General features: G+C 42.6%; 23 protein-coding genes. 16 read left to right on the top strand and 7 right to left on the bottom strand.

Going from position 1 to position 24081, the window contains the following annotated elements; all coding sequences use genetic code 11:
* Window positions 1-7: 7 nt before the first annotated feature.
* The 3 genes from pheS to Q0R88_RS16735 are packed head-to-tail and all read left to right on the top strand — an operon-like array spanning window position 8 to window position 2033.
* Window positions 8-1042, top strand: coding sequence for a phenylalanine--tRNA ligase subunit alpha (pheS, locus tag Q0R88_RS16745; protein ID WP_295718194.1), 1035 nt, complete (start codon window positions 8-10; stop codon window positions 1040-1042).
* Window positions 1039-1452: a hypothetical protein gene (locus Q0R88_RS16740; protein WP_295718192.1), complete on the top strand. Its 414-nt coding sequence runs from the start codon at window positions 1039-1041 to the stop codon at window positions 1450-1452. The genes pheS and Q0R88_RS16740 overlap by 4 nt, the downstream gene beginning before the upstream one ends.
* Window positions 1452-2033 (top strand): TetR/AcrR family transcriptional regulator, encoded by a 582-nt coding sequence (locus Q0R88_RS16735; RefSeq protein WP_295718190.1) that lies wholly within the window; start codon window positions 1452-1454, stop codon window positions 2031-2033. Before Q0R88_RS16740 ends, Q0R88_RS16735 begins: the two co-directional genes overlap by 1 nt.
* Window positions 2034-2039: 6 nt before the next feature.
* Here Q0R88_RS16735 and Q0R88_RS16730 read toward each other — a convergent pair whose 3' ends face one another.
* Window positions 2040-2309 carry a hypothetical protein gene (locus Q0R88_RS16730; protein WP_295718188.1) on the bottom strand — a complete coding sequence of 90 codons (270 nt, stop codon included), beginning with the start codon at window positions 2307-2309 and terminating at the stop codon, window positions 2040-2042.
* A gap of 288 nt (window positions 2310-2597) precedes the next feature.
* Between Q0R88_RS16730 and creD the strand changes: the two genes are divergently transcribed.
* The 4 genes from creD (at window position 2598) to Q0R88_RS16710 (ending at window position 6901) form a co-directional block, all read left to right on the top strand.
* The gene (creD, locus tag Q0R88_RS16725; protein WP_295718185.1) at window positions 2598-3950 is read left to right on the top strand and encodes a cell envelope integrity protein CreD; all 1353 of its coding nucleotides are present in this window, start codon (window positions 2598-2600) and stop codon (window positions 3948-3950) included.
* Between the two features lie 329 nt (window positions 3951-4279).
* Window positions 4280-5686 (top strand): 23S rRNA (uracil(1939)-C(5))-methyltransferase RlmD, encoded by a 1407-nt coding sequence (rlmD, locus tag Q0R88_RS16720; protein ID WP_295718184.1) that lies wholly within the window; start codon window positions 4280-4282, stop codon window positions 5684-5686.
* A gap of 240 nt (window positions 5687-5926) precedes the next feature.
* Window positions 5927-6325, top strand: a complete 399-nt coding sequence (locus tag Q0R88_RS16715; RefSeq protein ID WP_295718183.1) for a hypothetical protein — start codon at window positions 5927-5929, stop codon at window positions 6323-6325.
* 66 nt (window positions 6326-6391) lie between these two features.
* Complete coding sequence (locus tag Q0R88_RS16710; RefSeq protein ID WP_295718182.1) at window positions 6392-6901, top strand: phosphoribosyltransferase family protein; 510 nt, start codon at window positions 6392-6394, stop codon at window positions 6899-6901.
* A 46-nt stretch (window positions 6902-6947) separates the two neighbouring features.
* Here the strand turns inward: Q0R88_RS16710 and Q0R88_RS16705 are convergent, their stop codons facing one another.
* Together Q0R88_RS16705 and Q0R88_RS16700 are read right to left on the bottom strand one after the other, a co-directional pair.
* Complete coding sequence (locus tag Q0R88_RS16705) at window positions 6948-8138, bottom strand: CapA family protein (RefSeq protein WP_295718180.1); 1191 nt, start codon at window positions 8136-8138, stop codon at window positions 6948-6950.
* A gap of 35 nt (window positions 8139-8173) precedes the next feature.
* On the bottom strand, window positions 8174-8761 hold the full coding sequence (locus tag Q0R88_RS16700; RefSeq protein WP_295718178.1) for a C40 family peptidase: 588 nt from the start codon (window positions 8759-8761) through the stop codon (window positions 8174-8176).
* 504 nt (window positions 8762-9265) lie between these two features.
* On the opposite strand from Q0R88_RS16700, the gene pdhA reads away from it, so the two are divergent.
* Both pdhA and Q0R88_RS16690 read left to right on the top strand, forming a co-directional pair.
* Entirely contained in the window at window positions 9266-10261 is a 996-nt protein-coding gene (pdhA, locus tag Q0R88_RS16695; RefSeq protein WP_295718177.1) for a pyruvate dehydrogenase (acetyl-transferring) E1 component subunit alpha, read from the top strand.
* Window positions 10262-10306: 45 nt separating this feature from the next.
* Complete coding sequence (locus Q0R88_RS16690) at window positions 10307-11953, top strand: pyruvate dehydrogenase complex dihydrolipoamide acetyltransferase (protein ID WP_295718174.1); 1647 nt, start codon at window positions 10307-10309, stop codon at window positions 11951-11953.
* Between the two features lie 368 nt (window positions 11954-12321).
* On the opposite strand, the gene Q0R88_RS16685 is transcribed toward Q0R88_RS16690, so the two are convergent.
* From Q0R88_RS16685 to pepT, 3 genes are all read right to left on the bottom strand, one after another.
* Entirely contained in the window at window positions 12322-12849 is a 528-nt protein-coding gene (locus Q0R88_RS16685) for a DinB family protein (RefSeq protein WP_295718172.1), read from the bottom strand.
* Window positions 12850-12950: 101 nt separating this feature from the next.
* The gene (locus Q0R88_RS16680) at window positions 12951-13445 is read right to left on the bottom strand and encodes a GNAT family N-acetyltransferase (protein WP_295718170.1); all 495 of its coding nucleotides are present in this window, start codon (window positions 13443-13445) and stop codon (window positions 12951-12953) included.
* A gap of 28 nt (window positions 13446-13473) precedes the next feature.
* Window positions 13474-14724 (bottom strand): peptidase T, encoded by a 1251-nt coding sequence (gene pepT / locus Q0R88_RS16675; protein WP_295718167.1) that lies wholly within the window; start codon window positions 14722-14724, stop codon window positions 13474-13476.
* 78 nt (window positions 14725-14802) lie between these two features.
* Between pepT and Q0R88_RS16670 the strand changes: the two genes are divergently transcribed.
* The 4 genes from Q0R88_RS16670 to Q0R88_RS16655 all read left to right on the top strand — a co-directional run bounded on the left by Q0R88_RS16670 (window position 14803) and on the right by Q0R88_RS16655 (window position 18399).
* Window positions 14803-15561 carry a hypothetical protein gene (locus tag Q0R88_RS16670; protein WP_295718165.1) on the top strand — a complete coding sequence of 253 codons (759 nt, stop codon included), beginning with the start codon at window positions 14803-14805 and terminating at the stop codon, window positions 15559-15561.
* Entirely contained in the window at window positions 15558-15914 is a 357-nt protein-coding gene (locus Q0R88_RS16665; RefSeq protein WP_295718163.1) for an MmcQ/YjbR family DNA-binding protein, read from the top strand. Before Q0R88_RS16670 ends, Q0R88_RS16665 begins: the two co-directional genes overlap by 4 nt.
* A 109-nt stretch (window positions 15915-16023) precedes the next feature.
* Window positions 16024-17769 (top strand): M14 family zinc carboxypeptidase, encoded by a 1746-nt coding sequence (locus Q0R88_RS16660; protein ID WP_295718161.1) that lies wholly within the window; start codon window positions 16024-16026, stop codon window positions 17767-17769.
* Window positions 17770-18399, top strand: coding sequence for a rhomboid family intramembrane serine protease (locus tag Q0R88_RS16655; protein ID WP_295718160.1), 630 nt, complete (start codon window positions 17770-17772; stop codon window positions 18397-18399).
* Here the strand turns inward: Q0R88_RS16655 and Q0R88_RS16650 are convergent.
* Window positions 18368-19357 carry a hypothetical protein gene (locus Q0R88_RS16650; RefSeq protein ID WP_295718158.1) on the bottom strand — a complete coding sequence of 330 codons (990 nt, stop codon included), beginning with the start codon at window positions 19355-19357 and terminating at the stop codon, window positions 18368-18370. The genes Q0R88_RS16655 and Q0R88_RS16650 overlap by 32 nt on opposite strands.
* Before the next feature lie 54 nt (window positions 19358-19411).
* On the opposite strand from Q0R88_RS16650, the gene Q0R88_RS16645 reads away from it, so the two are divergent.
* From Q0R88_RS16645 to Q0R88_RS16635, 3 genes are all read left to right on the top strand, one after another.
* Window positions 19412-20419: a dipeptide epimerase gene (locus Q0R88_RS16645; RefSeq protein WP_295718156.1), complete on the top strand. Its 1008-nt coding sequence runs from the start codon at window positions 19412-19414 to the stop codon at window positions 20417-20419.
* Window positions 20420-20563: 144 nt separating this feature from the next.
* Entirely contained in the window at window positions 20564-22060 is a 1497-nt protein-coding gene (crtD, locus tag Q0R88_RS16640; protein WP_295718154.1) for a 1-hydroxycarotenoid 3,4-desaturase CrtD, read from the top strand.
* A gap of 192 nt (window positions 22061-22252) precedes the next feature.
* On the top strand, window positions 22253-23650 hold the full coding sequence (locus tag Q0R88_RS16635; RefSeq protein WP_295718153.1) for an aminopeptidase P family protein: 1398 nt from the start codon (window positions 22253-22255) through the stop codon (window positions 23648-23650).
* Window positions 23651-24081 lie beyond the last annotated feature (431 nt).

The raw sequence follows: 24081 nt of genomic DNA, 5'->3' as shown, positions 1-24081 counted from the left end.
GGAAATAATGCAAGCTCAAATAGACCAATATACTGCCGAGATCAATGCCTTTTCGCCGGCTAATGCTGATGAACTGGAAGCGTTCCGTATAAAATTTTTAGGTACCAAAGGAATTATCAAAGACCTGTTTGAGCAGTTCAAAAGCGTAGGTGCCGAAGAAAAACGGATTTTTGGTAAGGTACTTAACCAGTTTAAACAAACGGCAGAGGCAAAGTATGCTGAGTTGAAGGATGGGCTTGATGCTGGTCCGCAGGCTAAGGATCTGGATATTGATTTAACTTTGCCGGGGGATGGCTTTACTGTTGGCTCGCGCCACCCACTATCTTTGGTACGTACCGAGATCATAGATATATTTAAACGCCTGGGGTTTGTGGTTGCAGAAGGACCGGAGATTGAAGACGACTGGCATAACTTTTCTGCGCTGAACTTTCCTGAAGAACACCCGGCCCGCGATATGCAGGATACGTTTTTCATTAAAAAGAACCATGGTAAGGATGATATTGCTTTACGTACCCACACATCGTCGGTACAGGTAAGGATGATGGAGCAGGGTAAACCGCCGTTCAGGGCTATTATGCCTGGTCGCGTTTACCGTAACGAGGCCATATCTGCACGTGCGCATTGCTTTTTTCACCAGGTTGAAGGTTTATATGTTGATGAAAATGTTTCCTTTGCCGATTTGAAACAAACGCTTTACCACTTTGTGCAGGAACTTTATGGGGAAGGTACCCGGGTACGTTTCCGCCCTTCGTACTTCCCGTTCACAGAGCCCTCTGCCGAGATGGATATTTCCTGTACCATTTGTGGAGGCTCTGGCTGTAACATGTGTAAATACAGCGGCTGGGTTGAAATATTGGGCTGTGGTATGGTTGATCCTAATGTTTTGGAAAACTGCGGTATTGATAGTAAGAAATTTACTGGTTTTGCGTTTGGTATGGGTATGGAACGCATAGCGAATTTAAAATATGTTATTCGTGATCTTCGCTTATTTTCAGAGAACGATGTGCGTTTCCTGAAGCAGTTTACTACAGAGATGCTATGAGGAAAGCTATAATTTTAATTGTAGTTTGCATTAGTTTATTTTCTTGTGGAAAGGGAGGGAGTCCTGTTCCAAGTGTTCCTGTCAATTATAGTGGGGAAATATTTTCGCCTCCATTAAATAAGCTTAGTAATGGTGGCCCCCCCGTTTTTATTAATGGATACGGTGTTGCCGGTATCATCATTTATAAAACGTTCCAGGGAAATTATGTAGCTTATGACAGGTGCAGCAGTTATCAACCCGAAAAAAAATGCGCCGTAAACCTTGATGATTCAGGTGTTACACTTGTCGATCCATGCAGTGGTTCGAAATTTTCCTTAGAGGATGGCACCCCGGTTAAAGCACCTGCGGTTAAAGCGCTTAGGGTTTACCAGGTAATAATAGGCCAATACACACTTCAAGTAGTTAATTGATGGAAGCCGATAAAATAAAAGACAGTATAAAGCGGGCGGCGCAGGACCTATTCCGCAAATTCGGTTACCATAAAACCAGTGTTAACGAGATTGCCAAAAAAGCAAAAATAGCAAAGGCCACTATCTATAAATATTTTGATAGTAAAGAGGCAGTACTCCATATTTTGCTAATGGATTATATTAAAGCCAGTGTTGATGATTTGGTTCAAAGCAATACACCCGATATGGATGAAGAGGCTCACCTTAACAACCTGATCATGAAAACCTGCAGGCTGTCGTACACCGTGTGTAATGAGTTTATCGGGTGGGATTTCATTCGCGAATCAACCAACTCACAGGATTTTTTAAAGAACCTATCCAACGAGCTGGAAGAAATGCTGATGGCCTCATTCATTCAGCTGCCCGGTATCCGTAAGCACGAAACCTATCACCAGCGTTTGCGGTTTTTAATTAAATGCAGCAAAAGTATTGTGTTCAGCTTCGCGTTTACTTCGGTAAGTGATTCGGATGTGCGTAAGAACTTTGTTTCATTTCAAAAAGAGATTTTGCCGTATTTGGTGAAGGCGGCTATCGCGGTTTAAGGGTTTTCATTCTATTTTAAAACTTATCGTGCCGCTTTCCTCTACATCCCAAATGGTTGAGGCTTCTATATTAATTGAATTTAAATTCAAAAAGGTATCCGCCTGCTCCAGGTAATCGCCTTCGATATCACCAAGCCGGGGAACGCCAATTATTGTGTTATCAATATTGACTCTCCTTATTCTGTCTGTAAGCAAGGCTAAGGTTTTTTGTGAATAGCTGGTGACTACATCGCTGGCTATCTCGCCATTTTTGTCAAATAAAAAGTAATCAGTCATTAAAATCGAAAAAAACTGATTGTCGCGTCTATCATAATAAAATATCTCCGAAAATCTCGTCGGTGATTGTTGGAGGCCGGCTATTAACCAATTATATATTTGTTCCTGTGTGGTCATTTATAAAGATAGAGAACATTACGGGTGATATTTGAATCATTAATTTTATTTCTTTAGTAACTTTGAAATGCAAAGTTCTTTTATTTAATTTGTATCTCAGAAAGCGGGCCATCAATGGCCATTATTTTTATATCTTAACTTTGAAATGCAAAGTACTTTACACTAAATCAAATGATAGAAGAACAACCACAACCACGCACAATAATGGATTGGCTCAAGGAGTCGGTAACCGTTAAATTACTTTTTATTGGGGTATTAATAATTGTATTGCTTATTCCATCATCGCTGATCAATGACCTGATCAACGAACGGGCAGGGCGCCAGAATGAAATGATCAAAGATGTATCAGATAAATGGTCGGGTGAGCAATTAGTGATGGGGCCGGTGCTGGTTATTCCCTATAAAAAACATGTGCAAAAAATTGACACCGCAAATAAGGTAACTACCCGCGATGTCATCGAAAACCTGTACGTGCTGCCCAATAATTTGAATATTAAAGCAAGCCTTAATACGCAAATATTGCACCGCGGAATTTTTGATGTCGCGGTTTATAATTCGTTAGTTAAAGTATCAGGTAATTTTTCCAAAGCCGATTTGGGTAGCCTTTCTTTAACTGCCGACCAGCTTTTGTTGGATAAGGCGCACCTTGTGTTCAGTATTTCCGATTTAAAGGGGCTGAAAAACAATCCGGTTGTTAAAGCCGGTGGACAAACTTTAACTGCCGAACCCGTATTTGGCAATACCTTATTAATGGGCGATGGTTTGCAGGCTGCCATAAACCTATCGGGAATAAAGGATGGCGAATTTACTTTTGATTATAACCTGGATATGAAAGGCAGCCAGGAACTAAGTTTTTTACATTTGGGTAAAACTACCGATGTACAGGCAAGCGGCACGTGGACGAGCCCCAGTTTCGATGGCCGTTCGCTGCCCGATGAGCGCAAGGTTGACGCAAATGGTTTTAGGGCAAGCTGGAAAATGCTGTATTATAACAGGCCGTTTCCACAACAATGGGTAGATGATAATAGATTGCTAAGTAACGCTAAGAAACTAACTGATGCCAGCTTTGGAATTAAACTTCGCTTACCCATAGATCAGTATCAGAAAACTACCCGTACAAGTAAATACGCCATACTAATTATACTGCTCACTTTTATATCCCTGTTTTTAACTGAAGTGATCAGGAAGCAAAGTGTTCATATATTCAATTTTGTACTTATTGCTGCCGCTATGATCATTTATTATTTGCTGCTATTGTCATTCTCCGAGCAGATAGGTTATAACTGGGCTTACCTGGTGGCGTCGGTTTCAACCATCATATTGACAGCAACATTCATTGCTTCAATTTTAAAAAATAAGATGGCGGCAATACTGTTTGCATTTATCCTTGCTGTACTTTACACATTCATCTTCGTGATTATTCAGCTTGAGGATTTAGCGCTTATGGTAGGTAGTATCGCCTTGTTTATTATTGTTGGTATACTGATGTTTTTTTTGCGGAAGATTAATTGGGATAGGCATTGATGTTTAAGATAAGCATACCTCTAAGTATATATGTTACGGGCTATTGAAAAAAAAATTATCTAATAAAATACCATATACCGTTTTGGTATATGGTATTTTATTTACTATGTTTGCATAGTAAACTTAAAAGCCATGAGCCCGGAACTAACAGATTTTTCTAACCAGATAGACGAGCAGTTCGAGATTGAGGATGTATCAACAATTGGTATCATAAGCTTCCTGTTGAGCTTGTTGGCTTAACAGTATTAGCATGCCGCCTTTTGTATGTTACACCCTGATTCTTGTATCGTACTTCATGATTATGCTTTTTTGCATAACTTTGCAGCCTGATGAATAAAGTTGCGAAACAGAAGTTTTTTGAAGACGTTCGGATAATTGATATTGCCGAAGAAGGTAAAGGGGTAGGTAAGGCAGATGAGTTTGTGCTTTTTGTTGATAAAGCCATCCCCGGCGATATAGTAGATGTACAGGTTTACAAAAGCAAAAAGAATTTTGGTGAGGCAAAGATCACCGAGCTAAAACAAGCTTCAGAATATCGTACCGATCCTTTCTGTGAACATTTTGGAACTTGTGGGGGCTGTAAATGGCAGCATATGACCTATGAGGCACAGTTAAAGTTCAAACAAAAATCTGTTGCCGATGCGCTTGGCCGCATTGCTAAAATTGATGTTGACGGCATCATGGATATTATCCCTTCACCCGCCGATCGCTATTACCGTAACAAGCTGGAGTATACCTTTAGCAACAAACGCTGGTTGTATGATGGCGAGAACAAGGAGGATGAAACGCTTAACATGAACGCGCTGGGCTTCCATATTCCCGGTCGCTTTGATAAAATATTGGATGTAAAGCACTGCTATCTGCAGGCCGAACCATCAAACAGCTTGCGTAACAGCATTCGCGATTTTGTGATTGAGCAAGGTTATTCTTTTTATAACCTGCGCGGCCACGAGGGTTCATTACGTAACCTCATCATCCGCACCTCTTCTACCGGCGAGATCATGGTGATTGTAGTTTTTGCTTACGTAAGCGAAGAGGAAGTGAATAAGCTCATGGGCTTTATTGATGCCGGTTTCCCGGAGATTACCTCATTATTGTATATCATCAACCATAAAAAAAACGATACCATTTTTGATCAGGATGTAGTGGCTTTTAAAGGCCCCGAATATATCCATGAGGAAATGAACGGAATAAAATTCCGTATTGGTCCAAAATCATTTTACCAAACCAACAGCATCCAGGCCCTCCGCCTGTATGAAATAACCCGCGATTTTGCAGGTTTTACCGGAAACGAATTGGTTTATGATTTATATACCGGCGCCGGTACCATTGCTAATTTTATTGCCGGCAGTGTAAAGGAAGTAATAGGGGTAGAGTATGTACCAACAGCCATTGAAGATGCCAAGGTGAACTCGGCCATTAATAACATCACCAATACAAAATTTTATGCCGGTGATATGAAAGATGTGCTGGTAGCAGATTTTGTGGCCGAACATGGCAAACCGGATGTGATCATTACCGATCCACCGCGTGCCGGTATGCACCCGGATGTAGTTGCCCGCCTGATGGAAATTGAAGCTCCTAAAATTGTTTATGTAAGCTGCAATGCCGCCACCCAGGCCCGCGATTTGCTGGTACTGAAAGAAAAATACGATACTGTAAAAATACAACCTGTTGATATGTTTCCGCATACACAACATGTGGAGAATGTAGTATTGTTGGTATTAAGAGGTTGATTTGGAGCAACCCCACACGTCATTGCGAGTGATTAAATCCGGAGAACACTGAAGGGGAAATGACGTTAAAAAGGTTTGTCATCCTGAGGAACGAAGGATCTATTCGTAAACTGTACAGGGCGAAGAAGCATGGTGTAGAGTAGATCCTTCGTTCCTCAGGATGACAAAAGGGGCTTTAGCAAGTTCCTCGCAATGACGGCCTGTTTTTAATTTTTAAATAGCCACTTAGAATTTTAACTTATGCAACCCGAAGACTTATTAAACGAAGGTAATAAAGAAAGCCAGGAGGCGGCCAAGAATAGTCCGCTGTTGAGTTTGGAGCGCGATCTTAAATTTTTTAAAGATTCTATCCACGAGGTGGCTGTCGAGATCATGATGGAGGGGCTTTCATCTTATCCTATCTTTATCGCACATCAGCATGAACTTAAATTAGGTGAGTTGATATTGGACAGGCATGATTTAAATTCCGACTGGAGTATCCACGCTTCAACGCTCGAAGAATTTACCGAACGCGGTATAATTAAGGCCGAGCTAAAAGACCGCTTCATTAATAGCTACAAAAACCCTAACGAATATATGTGCGTGTTTGTGGTAGTACCCGAAGGGGCAAACTTTGCGTACGTTCCGTATAAGAAGTAAACATTGAAGCCATTGCAGGAAAGTAAATTTTATATATTTACCACAGTATTTCTATAGTTAGTAACCATGTCTGAAAAAAAACTCCTGATATTAAACCAGCAGCAGATACAGCAAAAGCTGGACCGTATAGCATACCAGATCCTGGAAGATAATTTCGACGAAGAAGAAATACTTATTGCGGGCATTTTGCCCCGTGGCGACAATATTGCTAACCGACTTAAGACAATCCTTGATGGAATAGCCCCCTTTAGTACCCGGTTGCTAACCATTGAACTGGATAAACAAAGCAGCAGCCTACAGGCTAAAATTAATTTTAATGTGGCCGATTGCAGCGGTAAGGTAGTGATCCTGGTAGATGATGTGCTGAACAGTGGCAAAACCCTTGCGTATGGCTTCGGGGTTTTCATTGATGTACCACTTAAAAAATTGCGTACCGCAGTATTGATTGATCGTAACCACAAAAGTTTCCCCATAACTACTGATTTTGCAGGAGTAGCCCTATCCACCGTAATTAAAGAACACGTTGATGTGGTGTTGAATGAAGAAGGCGAAGAGGATGCGGTTTATTTGAGATAAGCAAAAGGCTAAAAGCAGAATGCTTAAAGCTAATATATTACGCAGGTTAACGTTCTTTTGCTAATGATTCCTGTGCTAAGGCGTTCCCGGTTACAGTTGCTGCAATTTCTCCTTCATCAGAAATAGTTAAACCGCTCCCCGGAAAATCTGATTCAGTAAGCGTCCTGATCTTTATCGCTGCCCTGTTCAGTGTATCTCTGACTAATCCTTTATCATGCGCTTGCCTGAAAGATAGAATACGTCCGCTTAAAAACTCGCCCTTTTTATTTACATACACTTTTAACATGGGGGCCAAACCACAAATGCCGGCCACGCTTACACAGCGATAGGTGCAAAAATTACCCAGGCTGTAAGCAATCAGCCGGTTGTTGTATAGTTCCATGGCGCGGTTAACATGTGGGCCATTGCCAAAAATAAGGTCGGCGCCGGCATCAATTGCATTATGGGCAAAGGCATGTACATCACCTCGTTTTTCATTAATGTAGGTTTCCATTTCACAGGGCACATGCTCATAATCCACGCCCTCGCCGCCACCGTGAAAAGATACAATAACCACATCGCAACGTTGTTTCAGCTCGCTGATAATACGCGCGGCACCTTTCAGGTCAAGTATCGATACCGTATTGGCGTTTGGGGCAAATGAACAAAAACCATATTTAACACCATTCAATTCAAAAACGGTTGAAGGTTTTACTTGTAGGCCCGCATAGTTAATGCCCAGGCTATCCAGTGTTTTGGTTGTGCTTTTACGGCCCTTTACATCAAAGTCGCTAATATGGTTGTTGGCCAGGCTAAGTACATTAAAGCCCGCGTCTTTTAAAATGGAGGCATATTTAACAGGCATCCTAAACAGGAAAGCTTTACTTTTTTGATGAAGTTTATAATGAGCCGGATCGCCGGTATCAAGCAGTGATCCTTCCAGGTTGCCAAATATTACATCTGCATCTTTCAATTCGGGCTTTACGGCTTTAAAGCTATGGATGGCACTATCTGGGGGCAGGGTTGTACTATCCGGGTATGATGTGCCCAGCATAATATCACCTACCGCGGCAATACATAAGGAATTACGAAGAACGGGAGCGACCTTTACCGGCTGGATAGCTGCCGGCGGGTTATGTTTCGCCAGGCGATGCTTAATAAGCACAGGGTTTTCGCAGGATTGTAAAAGCAAAATAAAGCAAAAGGCTATAGGCAATAAAAAAAAGCGTACAGCAAAAAAAAGTCCCTTCATATTCATGAAAGGACTAATTTAGGTATTTAATTGAATTTCTTTTAATTATTATCCTCTTCCCCGTTGGTCGCAGGGGTGCTGCTGCTTAGCTCATCTTTAAATGAAGCCATCAGGCGGCCGCCTCTGTAAAAATAACGACTGTAGTAATTATCATCAAGGCTGCTAATAGCTACACCCCTTGATGATGCATGAGCAAATCGGCCACCGCCAAGGTAAATACCTACGTGCGATATCCTGCGACTATGTATCTTAAAGAAAACCAAATCGCCTTCCTTCAGCTCATCTTTGGCAACAGGGTTAACCATGCTGAAAATATCGCGCGAATTTCTTTTAATATCAAGGTTAAATACTTCGCTGTATAATTCTTTGGTAAATGCAGAGCAATCGATACCTTTTCTTGAGCTGCCGCCAAAGTGGTAAGGGGTACCAATCCAATCGTAAACAAAGTGAAAAAGTTTCATGTTGGAAGTTGCAGATAATGCAACACCCATAATTTGAGATAAATATGTTTTTGCTAAGCCGTCTTGTTCGTCAGTTTTATCTTCGGTAATACTTGCAACACTTTTTGTTTGAGCCTGTGAAGCTAAAACAGTGAAAGTTAGGGCAATAGCCAGGGCAAATTTCTTCATTTAATCAGTTGAAATTGTTGATAGGGTCAACAAGTTGTTCGTTAAATTAGACACTTTGTCTATCGTTGAATACAAAACTATCCATATTTTTTAAATTTGCAAATAAAAGGGGCTTTTTTTTCAAAAAATATAAATAAATCGGGCAAACAATAAATCTTATTAATTTATTGCTGTTCCTATTACGAGCAGTCATTATCGAATGTTTTGGAATCTCCTGTCTGATTTAATATTTATTCCAAATTAGCATAAAAAAAGTCTCAAATTCAGGACAATTGGGCTTTTTTAGGGGTTCAAACACAGAATGTTAACAAGAAAACTTTTGCGAAACCTTTAAATGGCCTTATAATGTTTGGTTAAACCAACAAAACAGGGCTATAATGCTTACCAAATGTCATCTACATAAAATAAAAAATAAATCTGCATAACAAATTGGTTGCAGTTTCGATAATTTAAAGGATATAATTAGATTTGCGCTTTACTCCAAGAAATAGATTGTTTAATTACATGAGTTCAATCGAAATAACAAAGGACACTTACCTGATGTGGTACGAACAAATGCTGTTGATGCGTAAGTTCGAGGAAAAGGCAGGACAACTATACGGACAACAGAAGATCAGGGGCTTTTGCCACCTGTATATTGGGCAAGAGGCTGTACTGGCCGGAGCTATGTCTGTAATGAAACAGGAAGACAGTATGATCACAGCTTATCGCGATCACGCTCATGCTTTAGCAAAAGGTGTAACACCAAATGCTATCATGGCTGAATTGTATGGTAAAGCAACCGGATGCTCAAAAGGCAAAGGTGGATCAATGCACATGTTTGATAAAGAAAAGCACTTTTATGGTGGCCACGGTATCGTAGGCGGACAAGTACCTATGGGTGCAGGTATCGCTTTTGCCGAGCAATATAAAGGGACCGAATTTGTGAACATAGCCTACATGGGCGATGGTGCTGTGCGCCAGGGTGCACTTACCGAAACCTTTAATATGGCTGCGCTTTGGAAATTACCTGTAATTTTTGTTTGCGAAAACAATGGTTACGCCATGGGTACTTCTGTAGCACGTACTACCATTCAAACTGATATTTATAAATTAGGCTTGCCATATGGTATCCCGTCATCTGCTGTAGATGGTATGGATCCTGCTGCGGTACACGTAGCAATGGATGAGGCTATTTCACGTGCACGTGCCGGTGAAGGACCAACCTTCCTGGAAATGCGCACTTACCGTTATAAAGGTCACTCCATGTCCGATCCTCAAAAGTATCGTACTAAAGAAGAGTTGGAAAGCTACAAAGCAAAAGATCCTATTGAAATCACCCGTCAAACTATTGTTGAAAAGGCTTATGCTGATGATAAATGGTTTGAAGAGATTGATGCCAAGATAAAAGTTTTGGTTGATGAATCGGTTAAGTTTGCCGAAGAGTCACCATGGCCGGAGGCTTCTGAATTATATACCGACGTTTACGTTCAAAGCGATTACCCTTATATTAGGGACTAAGCGCTATATTTATACCAAATTTTTTATAACACATATAAATAGTATATGGCCGAAGTAGTTAGAATGCCTAAAATGAGCGATACCATGACCGAAGGGGTATTGGCGAAATGGCATAAGAAAGTTGGCGATAAAGTAAAATCCGGCGATGTATTGGCCGAGATTGAAACTGATAAAGCTACCATGGATTTTGAATCGTACCAGGATGGCACCTTGTTATTTATAGGTGTTGAAGAAGGTAGCGCTGTTCCGGTTGATGCCGTTATAGCCGTTTTAGGTAAAGATGGCGAAGATTATAAAGCCGCCCTTGCCGATGGTGGTGGCCAGGCTGCTGCGCCAGCACAAGAAGCTGCGCCCGTTGCTGATAAAAAACCTGCCGCAGTTGCTGCACCAAAGGTTGATCTGTCAAGCATACCAGCTACTGTAATACGGATGCCTGCCCTTAGCGATACCATGACCGAGGGAGTTATCAATAAATGGAACTTTAAAGTTGGTGATAAAGTAAAATCTGACGATTCATTGGCTGATGTAGAAACCGATAAGGCTACTATGGAAGTTGTGGGTTATGAAGCAGGTACACTTTTATACATCGGCCCTAAAGAAGGCGAAGCCGCTCCTGTAAATGGTATCATAGCCATTGTAGGTAAAGAAGGTACAGATATTACGCCACTATTGCAAGATACAGGCGATGCTCCTGCTGCCGCACCTGCACAAGAAGCCGCAACGGAAGCTGCTGCAGCCACCGCTGATGCAGAGCCTGCTGGTTCATCATCTGCAGATGACAGCCGTGTTAAAGCATCACCGCTTGCCCGTAAAATTGCTAAAGATAAAGGCATTAACCTTAATGATGTAAAAGGTAGCGCAGAAGGCGGCCGTATCATTAAAAAGGATATTGAAGAATATACACCAAGTGCTAAACCAGCTCCAGAAGCTGCTCCTGCACCTGCTGCAGCCGCTTCTGCACCAGCACCTGCTGCAAAAGCTCCAGTAGTATTGCCAACTTATACCGGCGAAGAAAAATTCAGCGAAAGAGCGGTTACCCAGATGCGTAAAGCAATCAGTCGTCGTTTAAGCGAAAGCTTATTTACCGCGCCGCATTTTTACGTAACCATGAGCATTGATATGGACCAGGCTATTGCAGCCCGTACCCGCATCAATGATGTTGCCCCGGTTAAAATATCGTTTAATGATTTTGTATTAAAAGCATGTGCCGTTGCCTTAAAACAACACCCAGCTATTAATTCGGCATTCATGGGCGATAAGATCCGTACCAACGAGCATATCCACATTGGTGTTGCCGTTGCGGTTGACGAAGGTTTACTGGTACCGGTTATTAAATTTGCCGATGGTAAATCATTAAGTCATATCTCTGTTGAAGTAAAAGAGTTTGCCGGTAAAGCAAAAGCTAAAAAATTACAGCCAGCAGAAATGGAAGGTTCTACATTCACCATATCAAACTTAGGTATGTTTGGTGTTGATGAGTTTACCGCTATTATTAATACACCTAATGCCTGTATCCTTGCAGTAAGCGGTATACAAGCTGTACCGGTTGTTAAAAATGGCGCCGTAGTACCAGGCAATGTAATGAAGGTTACTTTAAGTGCAGATCACCGTGTAGTTGATGGCGCAACAGCTGCAGCCTTCCTTCAAACACTAAAATCTTTATTAGAAGAACCTGTAAGGTTGTTAATATAAGTTTTTGGATTTTCGGACAAAGGACGGAAAAACAAAGGATAAAATACAAAGAGCGATGGGTTTATACTCATCGCTCTTTTTGGTTGTATCAAACAATCCTCTTATCGTGCTGCTCCACCGTGTACAAGCCAATAAGGAGGTAGTCTGCACCGTAAGGTGCTACCTGTTTGTAGAAAAAACGTAAGGGATTTACACCTTTGCCTCGTAGACGCTACCCTTCAATAGCAAAGTTATTTACCTTGTTAATTGGGGTTGCACCTACGGCGCAAAACTTGTTTTTTGTTTGTAATGGCTACAAACAGGTAGCTCCTAACGGAGCATCTCTACTTGAGTAAACCTGGCTGGTGTCCTCACTGTCTGCTACGCCATCAAAGATACTTCTTGATTCCATTTAACTGGTGCGCATGTCTTTGTGTATGGTAAATGGCTACGGTTAGCCACTCCAGCCGAGTGAGGTAGCCTATGCCGGTGAATTCAGCTGCAGCGCAAGTATCGGTCAAATCCTTGGTTTGGATATTTTCCTGTAGCTCTTTGAAAACAGCGGTTAGCTCTGCAGTTAAAAATTCCTTGTCGTAGTGTTTATCCGCAGGGACCAACATGGGTGCGGTTGGATATTTGGCATCAAAATCTAAAAACAAATCCTTTATTGCCTGAGCAAACTTGTCCGGGCTTCTTTCTGTTATTTTAACTGGGGCATTTATTACAGCTATTGTACTTAAAACAGAAAGCCGCACATGTTCTATCACCTGTCCGGCCGACCAGCTTCCTTCAAACGGGATAAGGTTAATCTCACCCTGTTTAACCGACTTAATGGTCTGCATAAATTCATTAGCTGTAGATTCAAACAGAACAGCTAAAGGTTGTGGCAATGTGCTTGTTTGTGATTGATCTTTCATATCGTTGGTTTTACTGATACTCAAATATCGGCACAAGTACTTATTTAGCGCGGTGGCAATAAAGACATTTTTGGGGCTATTTACGACAATCGGATTTTTGACTACAGCTCCTTCCGCATCACAAAATCATTCATCCAGTATGGCCCAATAGGAATATCCTCCTCATAAGCAATTGCAAATCCCATCTTTTCATAAAAACTCAGGGCTTTATTAAATCTGTTTACATTAAGCTCCAAAATGTGTTTGCCTGCATCTTTGGTTTTTTGAGCTACTGCATTGATTAATATTTTGCCGTAGCCTTTGCCCTGGGTTTGTGGCAGGCAATATAGTTTGTGAAGCTTAAATATATCTGCATTTTCCTCGCGCGGCGAATAGGATGCAAAGGCAACAGGCGTACCTTGTTCTTCTAACAGCAGGTAAGTCTGCAGGTTTTCCGTCACCTGTTTGCCAATTTTATCTGCCGAATAAATTTCATTCAGCATAAAGGTTATTTGCTCTTTCTCCAATATGGGCGAATAGGCTACCCACCAGGTGGTATCAGCAATGCTTAATATGGTATCCACGTCGTTTACAGTGGCTGTTCTTATCGTATACATTTTTAAACTTTTTATAGACTAATGAGTTTTAAGCTTTTTCTTCCCAGATCATGCAAAGATGCAGTATGGTTTCCACAGCCTTTTGCATATCCTGTACCGATACCCATTCCTGCTTACTATGAAAGGCATGCTCGCCAGCAAATATATTGGGGCATGGTAAACCCATGAATGATAACCTTGAACCATCTGTACCCCCGCGAATGCTGCATAGTTTGGCAGTTAGGCCCGTTCTATTAATGGCTTCCATCGCGTTTTCAACTATGCCGGGATGTTGTTCCAGTACATTTTTCATGTTACGGTACTGCAGGCTGGTGGTTAAAGTATAGGTAGAGTTTGGATAGCGTTTCAATACTTCATTCGCTGTTTTACGAATCACATCTGCATGAGCCTTCAAATTATCCTCCTCAAAATCGCGGATGATAAAATCAATGCTTGCTGTTTCTACATGTCCCGCTATACCTACCGGGTGCACAAAGCCCTGCATTTCTTCGGTATGTTCCGGCGATAGGCTATCCGGCAAAGCCGCGATGATCTCTCCTGCAATTTTTATGGCGCTTTCCATTTTGCCCTTTGCAAAACCCGGGTGTGCGCTCACACCTTGTATATTCAGTTTTGCACCATCGGCAGAGAATGTTTCATTTTCCATATTTCCGGCGCTTTCACCATCAATGGTATATCCCGCGTAGGCCCCCAGTTTGGCAATGTCCACATGATCAACTCCACGGCCTACTTCTTCATCAGGAGTAAACAGTATCCTGATGTCGCCATGTTTTATTTCGGGATGATTGATGAGCTGGTAGCAGGCATCCATAATTTCGGCTACGCCGGCTTTGTTGTCGGCCCCTAATAAAGTAAGGCCACTGGCGGTGATCACATCGTGCCCTATTTGATTTTTAAGGTCGGGGTGCTCTGCCAGTTTAATCACCTGGGTATTATCATCCGGCAAAACAATATCCTGCCCCTGGTAATTTTGATGAACAATAGGTTTTACATTTGCTCCGCTGCTATCGGGGGCTGTATCCACATGTGAGCAAAAACAAATTACGGGTACCTGCTTATCAGTATTGGACGGAATGGTAGCATACACATATCCAAATTCATCTAAATGAGCGTCGGTAACACCTATAGCCTGTAATTCATCAACTAACAGCCTGCTCAGGTTTTTTTGCTTTTCTGTTGAGGGAAATGAAACAGAATCGGGGTCTGATTGCGTATCAATGGTAACATAGCGCAAAAAGCGTTCTGTCACGGTGAAATTTAGTGATGAATTAAAACTCATAAGCTATATTAGTAAAATTTTTGTGACCGGGTTTAAACCGGCTGGTTGCCATTTGTAAATATTGATTAAAATTTAACATTGAAAAAATATATTCTGTTTTTTGTCCTTTTTTTTGCGCTTGTAACGGTTAAAGCGCAAAGCGGGTTTAACTATTATGAATATGGTGTTGGCGTAGGTGGAAGCTACGGCAAGGCAGAGGCCGACCTAAAGAAACAGGATTATCACCCGGCTTTTAATTTAAACCTGGTTTACAATTACAGTCCATATTTGCCAATTACTGCCGAACTGCAAAAAGGAACTTTTTCTGGTGGGGGAGCTTTAAAAAGTCAGGATGCATATGGCAGGTACTTTAGCAATTCCTACTTTTCTTTAAATATACATGCAGATTTACAAGCCGGCGAAATAATGGATTACGCGGATAGCTGGTTTTTGGACAGGATTAAAAATCTTTACGTTGGTACGGGTATTGGATTCATATACAATAAAATGACCAGCATTCAACGCTATAACCGTTTTCCTGAAAATGGTGCCGTTTTTCCGGATCCTTTATCTGCGGAGGGTTTCCGGGGAGCCGACAAAGGGATTAACCTGTTTTTCCCGTTAAGGCTTGGCTATGAGTTTAAAATTTATGACGATTATGACCAGCCCAGGTATGGTATAGATATAGGCATACAGCATTATTATACGTTTGGCGAAGGGCTTGACGGCTATAACGACCCGCCTGCCAAATATAAGAACAACGCCCCCGATCAATATACCTTTGTATCGCTTGGTTTTAAGTATAACTTTGGTAATACAACATCATACAATAAACTTATCAAGAAGTTTCAATATTGAACATAGAAGAGTTACGTGATTATTGCCTGCAAAAGCCAGGAGTTACAGAGGGCTTTCCCTTTGGAGAGGATACCCTGGTTTTTAAAATAGCCGAAAAGATATTCCTGCTGATTGGGCTTACAGAAGGTAACCGCTTCAATGTAAAGTGTGACCCTGAACTTGCCATTGACTTACGCGAGCGTTATACCGAAGTAATACCAGGCTACCATATGAATAAAAAGCTATGGAACACCGTTTACATGGATGGCTCGCTCACCCGTAAACAGCTTTGCGAAATGATAGACCATTCCTATGAGCAGGTGGTAATAAGCTTGCCAAAGAAAATTCAGGCCGAAATTGCCGCTTTAGAATAGAGAAGCAGGCAATTTGATCTTTGCCTCAACAAAGTCCATTTTTAGTAAAAATACACTTACACTCGCACCGCTTTTATACTTAACCCTATATTTGGGCAAACGCAAATCAATGAAATCCGTTCTATCTGCTATTCTTATATGTTTCATTTGTATATCGGCAAAGGCCCAGCTTACACCATTTGAGTTAAGTAAGGATAAAAACTATACGGCTACTTATGCCGAGGTAATTAGTTATTACCAAAAGTTAAACAAGCTGTATCCGCAGCAAATGAAAATGGTCAACTACGGTACTACCGATGTGGGCAAACCGCTTACGTTGATCATACTTTCCAGGGACGGTGTTTTTGATCCGGCATTGGTAAAGAAACAGGATAAGCGGGTATTGCTCATTAACAACGGGATACACCCCGGCGAACCGGAGGGGATTGATGCCAGTATGATGCTGGTGCGCGATCTGCTTAAAAAGAATGAGCTACCCAAAAACGTTGTGCTTTGCTTTATAGCGCTATATAATATTGATGGCAACCTTAACCGCGGCCAGAGCCGTGTGAGCCAGAACGGGCCGGTGGCCTATGGTTTTAGGGGTAATTACCGCAACCTGGACCTGAACCGCGATTTTATAAAAGCCGATAGCCGTAATGCGCTTGCTTTTACGCAAATACTGAACGCCTGGAAACCCGAGATCTTCCTGGATAACCATACCAGCGATGGTGCCGATTATCAGTATGTAATGACGCTGATTGAAACCCAAAAGGATAAACAGAACCCCATCCTGGCAGATTATACCTCCAAAACACTTACGCCTTATCTGTATAGCCATATGAAAAAAAGTGGCTACGAGATGATTCCCTATGGCGCGGGCGAAGAAGGTTTGCCAGACTCTGGTATTGTCAGTTTTTTAGAAACTCCGAGATTTGCTACCGGTTTTACCGCCCAGCATAACATCATCAGCTATATTACCGAAACGCATATGCTAAAGGCATTTGATAAAAGGGTATATGCTACTTATGATTTTATGCAGCACCTGATTGATATTAACCAGCGCGATGCTACGCTGATAGGCGCGTTAAAGCAAAAGGCCGATGCAGCGGTGATCAACCAAAAAACATTTGCCCTTAAATGGGAGGTGGATAAACAAAAGGTAGATACCATCACCTTTAAGGGATACGAAGCCGGGTACAAAACCAGCGATGTAAGCGGCCTGAAGCGTTTATATTATGACAGGGATAAACCCTACACCAGGACCATCAAATTTTATAATACCTATAAAGCTACGGCAACTGCCGATAAGCCGGTAGCGTACGTGATTCCGCAGGCCTGGGGTAAAGTAATTGATTTGTTTAAGCTAAACGGCGTAAAAATGCAGCAGTTGGCCCATGATACTACGCTTAGCCTGCAAATGTATTACTTTGGCGATATTAAAACACCGGCCCGGCCGTTTGAGGGGCACTACCTGCACAGTAACGTACAGCTAAACCCGGTTGATATGCCCGTGAAATTTTATGCCGGCGATTACGTTGTATATACCAATCAAGCTGTAAACAGATATATTGTGGAAACACTGGAGCCGCAGGGCGTAGATTCATTTTTTGCCTGGAACTTTTTTGATTCGATGCTGGGCGAAAAGGAGTACTTTTCTGACTACGTTTTTGAGGACAAAGCCGCCGATCTGCTAAAAAAAGACCCCGCGCTTAAACAAAAACTGGATGATGCCAAAGCCAAAGATCCGCAGCTGGCCAACAGTGCCCAGGCCCAACTTTTCTTTGTGTACCGTAATTCGCCATACTTCGAAAAAACATATATGCGCTACCCTGTAGGCCGCCTTTTAACCAATACCAAACTCGATCTTAAATAAATGGAATATCTAATGCTGGCCCCTGTGGCCTCAATTATATTTGTAATCACTGTTATCATCTCGTTAATCGCTTTCTCGAACGAAAACCTGTATGGCAAGCTGATGCTGCACCCTTACAACGTTTCGCGGGGGCGTTATATATACACCATCATCACCAGTGGGTTTATTCATAAAGACTGGATGCACTTGTTTTTTAACATGATGTCGTACTACTTTTTCGCATTCCAGCTGGAACCTGTTCTGGGGCATTGGCAGTTTGGGGTATTATATGTTTTAAGCCTGATATTAAGTGATATGCCATCGGTAGTAAAACACAAAGAAAATTACAGCTATTATAGCCTTGGCGCATCGGGCGCGGTAAGCGCCATTATTTTTAGCGCGATATTGTATAATCCGGTAGCTACCATGATGATATTACCTTTGCCAATACCAATTTACGCGGTTGTATTTGGTGTACTGTACCTGGTATACTGTAGCTATGCAACAAAATATTCCCGTGATAACATCAACCACGATGCCCACTTTTATGGCGCGCTTAGTGGGTTGATGATCACTATTCTATTTCATCCGGGTATATTGCCGGGCTTTTTTAGCCAGATTATTGAGAAAGTTCAATCGTTGATTCATTAGTAAAATCACCATCAGCATTAAATAAGAAACTCATGGGTTTCTCGGGGTTTTTGATGATCTCCAACAACAGGAAGCCCCAGTTTTTCCAGAAGTTTTCCAATACCTGGCCGTATATTTTATTTACCCAATCATCAAAAAGGGGTTTGCTGCTTGTACCACGCAGCGGCATCGCTTCAATGTAAATGGTATCACCAACCGGCATAATATTATACTCTGGCAGGCGGTTAAACAGGTAGGCCGAGTAAAAAAAACGACCGTTTACTTCTTCAAACTGGATAGGGTGTAGGGTATGACCCTTTACTTTTTCCAGCATTTCTTTATGGTAGCTGCTGTTGGCCCCGTTATCCTGCAGGCAAATGATCAATCCAAAATCCTTTATTCTTAAAGAAAATGTAAGGGTGTTGATCTCATCGCGGTAGCCAAAAACATCATCTGCATTATCCACCTTAAATAAATTGAGGCTGAAAGGCTTAAAACCATCCAGCTCGATAGGCAGGTTGAGGGTTTGCAGCATCAAATGCAGGTTGCTGAATTTATGGATAATGGACTGTGAGATATTAAACTCATCGCCCTGGGCATGCTGCTGCCGTATACCGGCCTGGATCTCGTTAAAAATGATACCATAAAGCAGTTTACCCGCCCATTGGAACAGTTGCAGCTCATCAAGTTCTTTCACGGCCTCATAGCCTGTATCAAAGGCGGCGGCTATTACGGCTTCAAGCGGTTCAAGGTATTGCTCATTAATGGCGGCGCTGCAAGGCAGTTTAAGGTCCTTATAGGTGGCCATACTTTCATCAAGCAGTTTAAAGGGCTGGTCTTCCAGCTTGTAGCGGCTCATGAGCCATTGCGGAAAAACCTGGATCTTTTCTTCTTCAGTATTTAAAGCCTCTCCAGTAAGGAAGCATTTGTTGTTGCTGAAATTAAAACTCTCGAACGGTGAATAAATTTGTGCCGACATGGCCGCAAAGATAAGCACGAAATTCGTTCTAAACTTTTAGCTTTGGTTTTTAACATGGAACTGACATATCAACCCTTCGAACTGCAATTAAAGCATGCTTTCACCATAGCTAAGTTTTCGCGCACCACAACCCCGGTTATGCTGGTGCAAATAAAACATGAAGGCTACACCGGTTACGGCGAGGCATCTATGGTGCCTTACATGGGCGAAAGCCATCAAAGCGCTACAGAATTTTTGAGTAAGGTTGATGTAAGTCAGTTAAGTTACCCATTTGATTTTGGCGCGATAATCAATTACCTTGATAGCCTTGCACCCGGTAACCCGGCTATAAAAGCAGCCATTGATATCGCCCTGCATGATCTGGAAGGCAAAATAAAACAACAGCCCTGCTGGGAGCTGATGGGCAGCAACCCGTCCTTGATGCCGGTTACCAGCTTTACCATTGGCATTGATACGCCCGAAATGATCATCAAAAAAGTTAAAGAAGCCGAAGGTTTTAAGGTAATAAAAGTAAAGCTTGGTCGCGATTCTGATAAAGAGCTCATTAATACCATTCGCTCGGTTACCGATGTGCCACTATACGTTGATGCCAACCAGGGCTGGACAGATTTGCAGCAAAGCCTGGATATGACTTACTGGCTGCATGAACAAGGCGTGCAGCTAATAGAGCAACCCATGCTTAAAACCGACCCCGACAGCAATGCCTGGCTCACCGAGCGCAGCCCAATCCCTATTATTGGCGATGAGGCCGTGCAGCGCTTTAATGACGTGGAAAAGGCAAACGACGTATACACCGGTATAAATATCAAGCTCATGAAATCGGCAGGTATGTATGAGGCCAAAAGAATGATTACCAAAGCGCGTGAACTTGGGCTGCAGATTATGATTGGTTGTATGACGGAAACCAGCTGCGCCGCTTTAGCCGGCCTGGCCCTCGCCCCGCAATGCGATTGGGTTGACCTGGATGGTCCGTTTTTGGTGAGCAATAACCCTTACCAGATGCCGGATTTTAAGGATGGCAGATATGTTTTAAATAACGATAATGGGCTGGGTATAAGATAATAAACACGAATTTCACAAACGGGGTGAGTTTTCACAAACCACGGTTTGCTGACTATAAAAAATCGTGAAATTTCCCCTATTTGTGTCCATAATCAATTCGTCAAATTCGACTTTATTAGTGAAATTCGTGTTTAGTTCTTATATGTGAAAGCTGTACCCAAATCTCTGATTATTGGTGCCGGTATCGCCGGTATTGCTACTGCCATCAGGCTGGCGGTGCAGGGGCATCATGTTGAAGTTTTTGAGGCGAACGCTTATCCTGGTGGCAAATTATCTGAGTTTGAGCAGGGTGGTTTTAGGTTTGATGCCGGGCCCAGCCTGTTCACCATGCCGGCCTATGTTGATGAACTGTTTGCCCTTGCCGGTAAAAAAACTGCCGACTTTTTTAGGTACCAGAAACTGGATAAAGTATGCCAGTACTTTTACGAAGACGGGACCCAGATAATGGCCTTTGCAAATACCAAACTGTTTGCCGAAGATGTGTATCTGAACACAGATGAATCTACAGAATCCATAAAAAAATACCTGGCCCGCAGTGCCGAAATTTACCGGATCACCAATCATGTTTTCCTGGAGAAATCGCTACATAGGCTTAAAACTTATTTAAACTGGGATACCATAAAGTCGGTCTTCAACTTTTCAAAGATCGACGCATTCCGTACCATGCATAAGGCCAATGAGACTTTTTTTAAGGATGATAGGCTTGTTCAGTTTTATGACCGCTATGCCACTTACAATGGTTCAAACCCGTATTCGGCACCGGCAACGCTTAATGTGATTCCGCATTTAGAGCAGCACTTTGGCGCCTACTTCCCCGAGGGGGGCATGTACAGCATTGTAACCAGTTTGGTAATGCTGGCAAAATCACTGGGGGTAAAATTTCATTACAACTCACCTGTTTCGCAGATAATTGTAAATAATAAAAAGCTGATTGGCCTAAACGTTAATGGCGGCATAGTAAGTGGCGACCTGGTGGTATCTAACATGGATGTTTGGTTTACCTACCATAAGCTATTAGAAGGACATGAGCATTTGTTCCCCAAAAAGGTGTTGAGCCAGGAACGGAGCAGTTCGGCATTGATATTTTACTGGGGCATTAGCAAGCAGTTTCCGGAGCTCGAACTGCATAATATATTTTTCAGTATTGATTACAAGGCTGAGTTTGATCATATCTGGATAGATAAGGATATTTTTTATGATCCTACTATCTACCTCAATATCAGTTCAAAATATAAACCGGATGATGCTCCGGAAGGCTGCGAAAACTGGTTCACCATGATTAATGTACCCGCCAATACCGGGCAGGACTGGGATAGCCTGATAGTCACCGCCCGCGAAAACATCCTGAAGAAGCTTACCCGTATTTTGGGCGATGATATCGGCGAGCTTATTGTATCAGAAAGTATCCTTGATCCGCGGAGTATCGAGAGTAGGACATCATCATACCAGGGCTCACTTTATGGCACCAGCTCCAACAGTCAGTTCGCGGCTTTTTTGCGGCATGCAAACCGGTCGTCAAAAATTAAAAACCTGTACTTCTGCGGAGGCAGCGTGCACCCCGGCGGCGGGATCCCACTTTGTTTACTCTCGGCCAAAATTGTAAGCGACTGGATTGCTGATGATTTTCCTAAAACTTCTTAAATGATGCTTTTTGAACAAAAAAACGCTAATTTACAGCTGAAAGGGGAAAATAAGAGGTAAAAAACCGCCTGTTAGTTGAAGGAGATGTACAAAAAATTACAAGTTTTCATAGCTTTAAAAAGCGACCGGGCTTTTTAAAAAATTACAATTAAAATTCCCCCTTGGGCGGGTCGGGGGGCTTATATTTGCACCATGAATCTTCAACTATTCGATAAGCAGGTTTATGCCGATAGGAGGCAAGTACTAAAAAATAGCATAGCCAATGATGGCCTTATCCTGCTCCTGGGCAACGAGGAAAGCAGCATGAACTACCGGGATAACCAATATCCCTTTAGGCAGGATAGCAGTTTTCTGTATTACTTTGGATTGGATGTGGCTGCAGTAGCCGCCATTATTGATACCGATACGGGCGAAGAAGTCATCTTCGGCAACGAGCTGAGCATTGATGACATCATCTGGACGGGCGTACTGCCTACTGTGAGCGAAATGGCCGCCATGGTTGGCGTATCTCAAACCAAACCTTACGACGAGGTAACACATTATATCCACAAAGCGCAAACATCGGGCAGGAAGGTGCATATTTTACCACCATACCGCCCCGAAAATAAAATTAAACTGGCCGCCTGGCTTAACACCAGTTTACAGGATGTGGCCGACCATGTTTCTGTAAAGCTCATTAAAGCGGTAATTGCCCAGCGGGTGATTAAAACCCCGCTCGAGGTTGTCGAAATGGAAAAGGCAGTATCCATTAGTGTGGATATGCAGCTGGCCGTTATTAAAAATACCTGCCCCGGCATTAAGGGCTATGAGCTGGTTGCCAAAGCCAACGAAGTTGCCATTGCGGCTAACTCGCATTTGGGCTATCCCGCTATTATCACCCCGCACGGGCAAACCCTGCATACACATGATTATAACCATACGTTACAGGATGGGCAGATGTTGTTATGCGATATTGGCGCCGAAAACCCGATGCATTACGGTGGCGATTTAACCCGCACCGTTCCCGTTGGTAGCAAATTTACCAGCAGGCAAAGTGAGTTGTATGAGGTGGTGTTAAACTCTATGGATCACGCCATTAGCATGCTAAAGCCTGGAGTACGCTACAAAGATATCCACCTTGCAGCCTGCCAGAAACTGGTTGAAGGCCTGGCGCAGGCCGGCATAATGAAAGGCGATGCGGAAGAGGCCGTTGCCGCCGGTGCGCATACCATGTTTTTTCAATGCGGCCTGGGCCACATGTTGGGCATGGATACACATGATATGGAAGACCTGGGCGAACCCTATGTTGGCTATACCGATACCCTAAAAAAAGAAACCGTATTCGGCCTTAAATCATTGCGCCTGGGCCGCGAACTGGAAGCAGGCTACGTGCTTACTATTGAACCCGGCATCTACATCATCCCGGAGCTGATTGACCGCTGGCAAGCCGAAAAGAAATATACCGAATTTATCAACTACGATGTACTGAACACCTACCGCGATTTCGGCGGCATCCGTGTGGAAGACAATTTTTTAATTACCGATACCGGCAGTCACCTGCTGGGCAAGTATTTACCGAAGAGTTTAAAGGAGATTGAGGGGCTGAAGTAGATGGGCAGATTTCAGATTCCAGATTTGAGATGTGCAGATGATGCGTTGGTTTTAGAATCCGAATAACCATGTCAATTGCGAGGTACGAAGCAATCCCAAACTATTTATGTGTTGCGCGGCAAGTTCCTTTAACTAAGAAGCTGTTTAAAATAGATCGTAATTGAGTGATTAAATTTCGGATGGAACTCTGAAGGATGAAATGACGTTCTAAAAAAGGCTGTCATGCTGAGCCTGTCGAAGCATGTGGGCAAAGGCACCGCTACCGCAAGGGTCTTCCCAATGCTATTAAGTTAGGAGAGTGATGGGTTGCTCCAGAGGAGCAAAAGCTTTGTAGAAAAACATAAATAAATTGTCTTTTGCGTGCCAGAGGTACGCTACCTAAGGTTCCGTACCTCTGGCACGGAGTTTCATTTTTGTTTTTTTGCTACAAA

It is taken from the genome of Mucilaginibacter sp., from assembly GCF_025362475.1.
GTDB lineage: Bacteria > Bacteroidota > Bacteroidia > Sphingobacteriales > Sphingobacteriaceae > Mucilaginibacter.
The sequence above is the reverse complement of the archived record's forward strand: the minus strand, read 5'-3'. Positions and strand labels throughout refer to the sequence as shown.

What these genes read in the sequence shown, in the direction of transcription:
- Q0R88_RS16650 (WP_295718158.1), bottom strand. Translation starts at nt 19,357, where the DNA reads ATGTCGGCACAAATTTATTCACCGTTCGAGAGTTTTAATTTCAGCAAC.
- creD (WP_295718185.1), top strand. Translation starts at nt 2,598, where the DNA reads ATGATAGAAGAACAACCACAACCACGCACAATAATGGATTGGCTCAAG.
- Q0R88_RS16740 (WP_295718192.1), top strand. Translation starts at nt 1,039, where the DNA reads ATGAGGAAAGCTATAATTTTAATTGTAGTTTGCATTAGTTTATTTTCT.
- pdhA (WP_295718177.1), top strand. Translation starts at nt 9,266, where the DNA reads ATGAGTTCAATCGAAATAACAAAGGACACTTACCTGATGTGGTACGAA.
- Q0R88_RS16700 (WP_295718178.1), bottom strand. Translation starts at nt 8,761, where the DNA reads ATGAAGAAATTTGCCCTGGCTATTGCCCTAACTTTCACTGTTTTAGCT.
- Q0R88_RS16735 (WP_295718190.1), top strand. Translation starts at nt 1,452, where the DNA reads ATGGAAGCCGATAAAATAAAAGACAGTATAAAGCGGGCGGCGCAGGAC.
- Q0R88_RS16680 (WP_295718170.1), bottom strand. Translation starts at nt 13,445, where the DNA reads ATGTATACGATAAGAACAGCCACTGTAAACGACGTGGATACCATATTA.
- Q0R88_RS16705 (WP_295718180.1), bottom strand. Translation starts at nt 8,138, where the DNA reads ATGAATATGAAGGGACTTTTTTTTGCTGTACGCTTTTTTTTATTGCCT.
- Q0R88_RS16685 (WP_295718172.1), bottom strand. Translation starts at nt 12,849, where the DNA reads ATGAAAGATCAATCACAAACAAGCACATTGCCACAACCTTTAGCTGTT.
- pheS (WP_295718194.1), top strand. Translation starts at nt 8, where the DNA reads ATGCAAGCTCAAATAGACCAATATACTGCCGAGATCAATGCCTTTTCG.
- Q0R88_RS16655 (WP_295718160.1), top strand. Translation starts at nt 17,770, where the DNA reads ATGGAATATCTAATGCTGGCCCCTGTGGCCTCAATTATATTTGTAATC.
- Q0R88_RS16660 (WP_295718161.1), top strand. Translation starts at nt 16,024, where the DNA reads ATGAAATCCGTTCTATCTGCTATTCTTATATGTTTCATTTGTATATCG.
- Q0R88_RS16710 (WP_295718182.1), top strand. Translation starts at nt 6,392, where the DNA reads ATGTCTGAAAAAAAACTCCTGATATTAAACCAGCAGCAGATACAGCAA.
- Q0R88_RS16690 (WP_295718174.1), top strand. Translation starts at nt 10,307, where the DNA reads ATGGCCGAAGTAGTTAGAATGCCTAAAATGAGCGATACCATGACCGAA.
- Q0R88_RS16635 (WP_295718153.1), top strand. Translation starts at nt 22,253, where the DNA reads ATGAATCTTCAACTATTCGATAAGCAGGTTTATGCCGATAGGAGGCAA.
- pepT (WP_295718167.1), bottom strand. Translation starts at nt 14,724, where the DNA reads ATGAGTTTTAATTCATCACTAAATTTCACCGTGACAGAACGCTTTTTG.
- Q0R88_RS16645 (WP_295718156.1), top strand. Translation starts at nt 19,412, where the DNA reads ATGGAACTGACATATCAACCCTTCGAACTGCAATTAAAGCATGCTTTC.
- Q0R88_RS16715 (WP_295718183.1), top strand. Translation starts at nt 5,927, where the DNA reads ATGCAACCCGAAGACTTATTAAACGAAGGTAATAAAGAAAGCCAGGAG.
- rlmD (WP_295718184.1), top strand. Translation starts at nt 4,280, where the DNA reads ATGAATAAAGTTGCGAAACAGAAGTTTTTTGAAGACGTTCGGATAATT.
- Q0R88_RS16730 (WP_295718188.1), bottom strand. Translation starts at nt 2,309, where the DNA reads ATGACTGATTACTTTTTATTTGACAAAAATGGCGAGATAGCCAGCGAT.